Source organism: Pseudomonas sp. MHK4 (assembly GCF_054600775.1).
Map to the genome: position 1 here is coordinate 141702 of NZ_BAAIAK010000014.1, position 7489 is coordinate 149190.

Genomic DNA, 7489 nt, shown 5'->3' on the forward strand with positions numbered 1-7489 from the left:
GCCATCAGGCGCCGCGGAGCTTGAGTGGTCGGTCAGAAGGTGTATTTCATCGAGAACGTGGCGTAGTCGCGGTCGGCGAACGGACGGTCGATCGCATCGGCCTCGCCCAGGTAGGCGATGTATTTCAAACCCAGTTCCAGGTTGCCCAGGTACTTGAAGGTCGTGCCCGCGCTCAGGCGTCGGTCGCCGGCGACGCCGGAAATGCTTCCGGCCATGGGCGTGGAGCCGCTGAAGACGTTGGAGAAACTGAAGGGGACTTCCAGATCCCAGCCTTGGAGAACTCCCGGATAACTGAACGATGCGCCCACGGTGTAGGCACTGGAAGACTTGGTGCGGTAACCCGCGGCTGTGCTGTAGGTATAGTCATCGGAAGGAGCCACCAGGGGTGCCAGGGAAGGTAATAGGTTCACGCCTTGCAGGTTGGGCGCCGCCGAAGTGGACTCGACGCTGTCGACCTGCACGCGGATGATTTCGGCGGTCAGGCTGGTCTGGCTGGCCCACGGGCGATCGCCGAGGATACGGATCGCCGACAACTGCATCTGCTGGCCCTTGCCCTTGGCCGGTACCGCGCCAAGGCCGGTATTGACCATCACCGGCGCACCGTCACGGTACGACCATTCGGCGCCGACCTGGGTGTCGCCGATCTTGGTCGAGGCGCTGATGCCGGTCAGCTTGATGTCTTCGAAGTACTTGATCTCGTAACCATTGCTGACGAAGGCATTGCGGCCACCACCCACTGGCAGCGGGTCGTAGCCGACCAGGGCGGTGGCCGGGTTCTTGTCGTGGTAGTTGACGTGAAACAGCGACAGCTCGAGGGCCGGTACCGGACGGTAGCGCACCTGCACGCCCCACTGGCCGCCATCGCGCGGCTCGTCGGTGCCGCGGTAGGCGATCTTCTGGCCGTTGGACAGGATGAACTCGCGCCCCGGCCCGACCACGTCGCTGCCCGACAGGTAGCTGCCCACCGGCGGCAGTTCTGTGCCCTTCCATTCGTATTGCACGTAGGCACCGAAGGTCAGCTGGGGGTTGAGGCGGAACGAGCCGGAGAACTGGCCCACCGGCAACAGGATTTCCTTGACTTCGACACCCGGCTGCGACGCTTTTACCGCGTCGGAAGGGTTCTGCACGCCGTTCACACCCGGGTAGAACAGACTCTCGCCCCAGGATTCGATGTGCCGCCCGGCCTTGACGTCGAGCATGGTGTCATTGTCAAAGCGCCAGCCGCTGAACACATAGGCATCCAGGAATTTGCTGCGACCGCCGCTGTAGTAGCGGGTGTCACTGGTGAACTCGTCGTTGTCGCCGTTCTTGTTCACGGTGGCAGGCGAGTCGTTATCGTTCTTGCGGTGGTAGACGTCGTCGTAGAAGGTACTGCCGCGCAGCACGGCGCCGTAGTTGTCCTTGCGCAGGATCATTTCCGCCAGCGCGCCCACGCGGTTGGTGGTCAGGCTGCCCTTGTCGAAGTTGCGGTTGGCATCGTCGGCGTTGACCGTCAGCAAGCGATCGCTCTGACTGCCAGTGCGCACACCGATGCCGTAGCTGGTGGTCACCGACCAATCCATGGTCGCGCCGTTGTCAAACTCGATCGTATCGCCTGCCCACACCGGTGTGGACACCAGCGCAATGGCTGCCGCCAGGCTGGTGAGCTCAAACGCACGCGAACCGATGACCGTGGAGTTATTGTTGTTCTTGTTGATCACACTGACTCTCCTCAATGACAACCGGCTGGCTGCCTGGAATGTTCAACACTGCTGCCGTGCCGCCCGCTCAAAACACCTTGAGCGGGGTAACAGCGCACGCTCCCCTTACAGCACGCCGGTAGCGGTATCGCCCCCGGTCCTCTTCCCGTTCCAGCGACCCTTCGGCCACCAGGTAGTTGGCATGGGCCAACGTTTCACCCAGCGCCATCAGTTCGTCGAAACGACCCGACAGCCTGGGAAACAGCACGGCCATCAGTTCGAGCACGGTGCGCGGCTCGTCACAGTTGGCCAGCACCTGCGCCAGGTGCCCTTGGTGATGGGCTTGCAGTTGATCCAGGCGCTCATGCAAATTGAAAAACGGCCGCTCGTGCGCCGGCAGCACCAGCACGCTGTCGGGCACGCTGCGCAAGTGTTCGATGGAATCGAGCCAGTCGCGCAGCGGGTTGGCCAGGGGCTCCGTGGCATGCACACCGACCGTGGAGGTGATGCGCGGCAACACCTGGTCGCCGGAGATCAGCAGGCCGTCATCGGCGGCATACAGGCAGGCATGTTCCGGCGAGTGCCCGCGACCGATGACCACCTGCCAGCTGCGGCCACCGATCTCCAGGACGCTGCCCTCGCGCAAACGGCGGTAATGGTTGAGTGGCGCCGGCAGGAAATGCGCATTGCTCATCACCGCGAACATCTCGCGGCTGTGCTCGTCCGTCACGCCGGCCTTGCGGTAGAAATCGAGTAAGTCCCAGCCCGGCGGCTGATCGGCGGGAAACCTGACATGCAACGACTGGAACTCGCTGGCGGTCATGTACACCGGGCAGTGAAAACGCTCGCTGAGCCAGGCGGCCACCCCGGCATGGTCGGAGTGAAAGTGGGTGCAGACCACCGCCAGCACGGGCAGAGCGCCGCACACTTCACTGAGCACCCGGTCCCAGACTTCACGGGTTTGCGCGGTGTTCATGCCGGTGTCCACCACCACCCAGCCATCGGTGTGGCGCAGCAGATAGAGATTGATGTGGTCCAGGCGAAACGGCAGCGGCATGCGCAGCCACCACACGCCCGGCGCCACTTCGCGCACCTGCCCGGACTCCGGCGCCTGCGGCCATGGGTACCGCAGGCCGCTGCGCAGTTCGTGACCGTTGGCGTCGAGATCAGCCATGGTCGGCCACCGCAAAGGGGGTCAGGCCGGCACGCGCCAGGGCTTCTGGCGAATAGGGCACATAGCTGCGGGCCTGTTCGTCGCGGATGAACAGCGGATCGCTGCAGCGAGTCGGACAGTAACCTTGGCGCTGCAGATCGACCTTGCGCAGCTTGTAGCTGGCCGTCAGGTCTGCTGACTGGGTGACGCGCACGAAAACCGGGGCCGCATAACGCGGCAGGCGTGCTTCGCTGAGGGCGTACAGGGCGGCGGGATCGAATGCCTCGCCCGCCTGCATCAGCACTGCGGCCATGCCGGCGCGGCCTTCATGGCCCGGCACCTGGACGCCATAGATGTTGATCAGCTCCAGCCCGGCCAGATCACCCAGGGCGTCCGCCACTTCCAGGGTCGAAACGTTCTCGCTCTTCCAGCGATAGGTATCGCCGATACGGTCGACGAAGTAGCAGTAACCGTCGGCGTCCTCGCGCATCAGGTCGCCGGAGCTCCAGTAGGCATCGCCCTCGCGAAACACATTGCGGCGGATCTTGCTCATCGTCGCCTCAGCCGAGGTGTAGCCCTCGAAACGCCCGCCACCGATCTCGGGGTGATCGACGATGAAGCCCATGGCCTCGCCCACCTCGCCCACTTTGCAGACTTGATAGAAACCGTTTTCGTCCCGTGGATGGCAGTCGTTTTCGATGTCGTACCGCACCAGTCGCAGGTTGGTCTTGTTCCAGTCCGGTATCCGTCCGCAGGAACCGAAATAGTTGTCGACGTTGATCACGGCGGCATTGGCTTCGGTGGCGCCCCAGCCCTCGAACACCTGGATCGGGCCGAAGCGCTCCAGCCAGCGCTGCCAGGAATCGGGCGACAGGCCGGCGCCGAGCATGCAGCGCAGGCTGTGTTCACGCTCGCCCGCGCGCACCGGCTGGTTGAGCAGGTAGCGGCAGATCTCGCCGATGTACTGGAAGATGCTGATCTGGTGGCGCGCGACATCGTTCCAGAACTCGCGCACGCTGAACTTGCGGCGCACTACAATGGCGGCACCTGCACGCAGCGCGGTGGAGGTCACCGAAGTGGCCGCGGCGCCGTGGTACAGCGGCAGGCAGCAATAGAACACGTCCTCGCAGGTAGCCTTCAGGGTGACTTCCATCACATCGCCCGAGGACATCCAGCGCATGTGGCTGTAGCGCGCCGCCTTGGGCAAGCCGGTGGTGCCCGAGGTAAAGATCAGCAGCGTCGCGGCCTGGGCCTCGATGTGCGCGCGGATATCCCGGGGAAACGGCGTGCGCGGGGCTTTCTCCAGGCGCGCAGCGAAATGCCCGTCGATGCCCTTGGGCAGCGGGCCGCTCCAGGGATTTTCCGCGTCGCGTATCAGCCAGCACGGCAGGTCCGGAAAACCTTCGGTGGCCTGCACGTTGGCCAGGCACTCCTCGCCGATCACCAACGCCTTGGCGTCGGTGGTTTGCAACGCATGCAGCAGCGCACGGCCGGTGACCTGGGTGTTGATGAAGGCCACCACCACTCCGAGCTTGACCAGGCCGAACCAGGTGCAGAAGAACGCCGGACGGTTTTCCATGGCCAGGGCGCAGACATCGCCGGCGCGCAAGCCATTGGCATAAAAGGTGTGGGCCATCTGGTTGGCCCGGGCATCGACCTCGGCGTAGCTCAGGGTCTGCTCGCCGTAGATCAGGAAGGTGCGATCGCCCTGCTCGCTCGCCCGTTGTTCCAGGCGGTCGGCGAGGGTGTAGCGGTCGCTCGGCTTGATCAGCCCGGCGGCGGCCGAGCGCTGGTCGAGCAGGGCCTGGGTCTGCTCCCGTGGGACCGCGCGGGTCGGCAGGCCTTGGCTCAAGTCATTCAGGTTCATTGCACCACCTCCTGGGCATTGGCTTGATAGGCGCTGTAATCCGAGTAGCCCGCCGGGCCCGGCGTATACAGGGTCTTGCGGTTGAAACCACTCAAAGGCAGGCCACGCTGCAAGCGCTCCACCAGGTCGGGGTTGGCAATAAAGTGACGACCAAACGACACGGCAGCCCCCTCGCCCGACGCGAGCGCGGCACTGGCCGAAGGGCCGTCAAAACCATCGTTGAGGATCAAGGCATGGGGGCTGTGCCGACGCGCGAGGGCGAAGGCGTCGAGCTCGGCCAGGGGCGAGCGCATGATGTGCAGGTACGCCAGGCCCAGCGGCGCCACGGCTTCGCACAGGGCGGCCGCCGTCGCGGCCGGATCCTGGTCGTCGATGTCGTTGTAGGGGTTGCCGGGGCACAGGCGAAAGCCGACACGACCGGCGCCGATGGCACTGGCCATCACCTCGATCACGTCCTTGGCGAAACGCACTCGCCCGGTCACGTCGCCGCCGTAGACATCGCTGCGCCGGTTGCTACCGGAGGCCATGAACTGCATCGGCAGATAACCGCTGGTGCAGTGCAGTTCGACCCCGTCGAAGCCGGCCAGGCGCGCATTCAATGCGCCCTGGCGATAGTCTTCGATGACCTCGCCGATGCCTTGCAGGGTCAGCGCTTGGGGTTCGTCAGTGTCCACCAGCCCGGCAGCGTCGCTGAACACCTGGGTGCGTGCACGCAAGGCCGAAGGCGCCACCGTGGCCGCCCCTGCAGGTTTGTTGTAGCGGCTGGCTGCGCGGCCGACGTGCATCAGCTGCAAAACGATGCGCCCGCCCTCGGCATGCACCGCCTCGGTGACCCGCCGCCAGCCGACGATCTGCTCGTCGCTGTAGATCGCCGGGGTGCGACAATAGCCCAGGCCGCTGGCGGACGGCGCGGTGCCTTCGGCCACGATCAACCCGGCACTGGCCCGCTGGCGGTAGTATTCGACCATATCGCCGCCGGGTATCGCATCGGCAAGGGCGCGGCTGCGGGTCATGGGGGCCATGACGATGCGGTTGGCCAATTGCAGTTCGCCCAGGGCGATCGGCTCGAACAAGACGCTCATTTCAATTCCTCAGCTTCTTATTGTTTTCAGGCTGTCCCAGGGCTTGCTACAACATGGCAAACCCTGGCATGGCAGCGGATACGGGCTGAATGATTGACGTTGAGCGCGAGCGAAACATCGTCCGACAAGACTAGGTTTGCCAAGGTGCAGGGCGGCTTGTGCGCAAAGCCGAAAATGGTCTGAACGGACGATGAAAAAAACACTGTGCACGTAGAGCATCGCGCCAACTAGAACAAAACCGGGAGCACCCGCAGTGAACCAGTCCACCCCTGTCACATGGCGAACGCACTACGCGCTGTTCGTGCTCGCCAGCATCTATGTGTTCAACTACATCGACCGTCAGTTGATGGCGATCCTGATCGAGCCGGTGAAGCTCGAGTTCGGCATTTCCGATACCGGCATCGGCTTGCTGTCGGGTGTGACCTTCGCGGTGTTCTACACCGTGTTCGGCTTCCCGCTGGGGCGCCTGTCGGACCGCATCGGGCGCAAGCCGGTGATCGCCTTCAGTTGCATCGCCTGGAGCCTGATGACCATGCTCTGCGGCATGGCCGGCAACTTCCTGACCCTGGTGCTGGCGCGGATCGGCGTGGCCGTGGGTGAGGCAGGCGGCACCGCGCCGTCGGTGGCCATGGTCTCGGATTTGTATCCGGCGAACCGCCGCTCCACAGCCCTGGCATTCCTGATGCTCGGTTCCAGCCTGGGGGCGGTTGTCGGCCTGGGGCTGGGCGGCTGGATCGCCCAACACCATGGCTGGCGCTACGCCTTCCTGTTGATCGGCGCTCCGGGCATTTTCCTCGGCCTGCTACTGCTGTTGACTGTGCGTGCGCCCAAGCGGGTCGTACCGCTGAGCAGCGCCACCTTGCAACAGGACGGCTGGCTCAAGACCCTCACTGAGCTGTTTCGCATGCCCTCGTTCCTGTGGCTGGTGCTCACCGGTGGCGCGGCGGCGATTGCCGGCTACGCGATTGGCACCTGGAGCCCGAGCTTTTTGATCCGCTCCCACGGCCTCAACATGCAACAGGCCGGATTCCTGGTCGGCGTGGTTGGCGGTGGTGGCGCGGCCATCGGCACCCTGGTTTGCGGCATGCTCACCGACCGCATGGCACGGCGCGATGTCGGCTGGCAAATCGGCGTGCCGCTGCTGGGCACGTTGATCAGCATTCCCTTCGCCCTGGCGTACTTCCTCTGGCCGCAAGGCACGGCGTTCCATATCGGCAGCATCGCCGTGCCGCAGGCATTCCTGTTCTACAGCGCGTTCGCCTTCTTCGGCGTGTGGTGGGCAACACCGTGCCTGAGCGCCATTACCCACCTTTTCCCGGCAACACGCCTGGCCCAGGCCACGGCGATTTTCGTCATGTCCATGACCCTCCTGGGCGTGGGTATCGGGCCGCTTTTCGTTGGCATGCTCAGCGACTTCTTCGTGCCGACCCTGGGCAGTGAATCGTTGCGCTACGCCCTGGCCTCATCGGTGTCGATGCTGATGCTGGCCAGCGTGTTCCTGGCCCTGGCGCTGCCGCGTTATCGGCAACAGATGAAGCACCCCGCTGCGCCCCTCACAGCTATCCGGCCCGTGACTGCCTGAGCTTGCTCCTACAGGGGCTTCGTTCCTGTTCTGCACAGTGGGTTTCTGTAGGAGCGAGCTTGCTCGCGAAAAACCTGAGAGCGGCGCGGGGTGTCAGGCTCCCCGCGTCATCGTTGACCACCATCG

The 7489-nt window shown here is 64.5% G+C and carries 5 protein-coding genes; 1 reads left to right on the plus strand and 4 read right to left on the minus strand.

The window, feature by feature from the left end; genetic code table 11:
- Positions 1-32: 32 nt before the first annotated feature.
- From ACYP2Q_RS27040 to ACYP2Q_RS27055, 4 genes are all read right to left on the minus strand, one after another.
- The gene (locus ACYP2Q_RS27040) at positions 33-1700 is read right to left on the minus strand and encodes a DUF1302 domain-containing protein (protein ID WP_459733269.1); all 1668 of its coding nucleotides are present in this window, start codon (positions 1698-1700) and stop codon (positions 33-35) included.
- 67 nt (positions 1701-1767) lie between these two features.
- Positions 1768-2853 (minus strand): MBL fold metallo-hydrolase, encoded by a 1086-nt coding sequence (locus tag ACYP2Q_RS27045; RefSeq protein WP_459733270.1) that lies wholly within the window; start codon positions 2851-2853, stop codon positions 1768-1770.
- The gene (locus ACYP2Q_RS27050) at positions 2846-4699 is read right to left on the minus strand and encodes a long-chain-acyl-CoA synthetase (RefSeq protein ID WP_459733271.1); all 1854 of its coding nucleotides are present in this window, start codon (positions 4697-4699) and stop codon (positions 2846-2848) included. Before ACYP2Q_RS27050 ends, ACYP2Q_RS27045 begins: the two co-directional genes overlap by 8 nt.
- Entirely contained in the window at positions 4696-5781 is a 1086-nt protein-coding gene (locus ACYP2Q_RS27055) for an alkene reductase (RefSeq protein WP_459733272.1), read from the minus strand. The genes ACYP2Q_RS27050 and ACYP2Q_RS27055 overlap by 4 nt, the downstream gene beginning before the upstream one ends.
- A 253-nt stretch (positions 5782-6034) precedes the next feature.
- Between ACYP2Q_RS27055 and ACYP2Q_RS27060 the strand changes: the two genes are divergently transcribed.
- Complete coding sequence (locus ACYP2Q_RS27060) at positions 6035-7363, plus strand: spinster family MFS transporter (RefSeq protein ID WP_459733273.1); 1329 nt, start codon at positions 6035-6037, stop codon at positions 7361-7363.
- Positions 7364-7489: the final 126 nt, after the last annotated feature.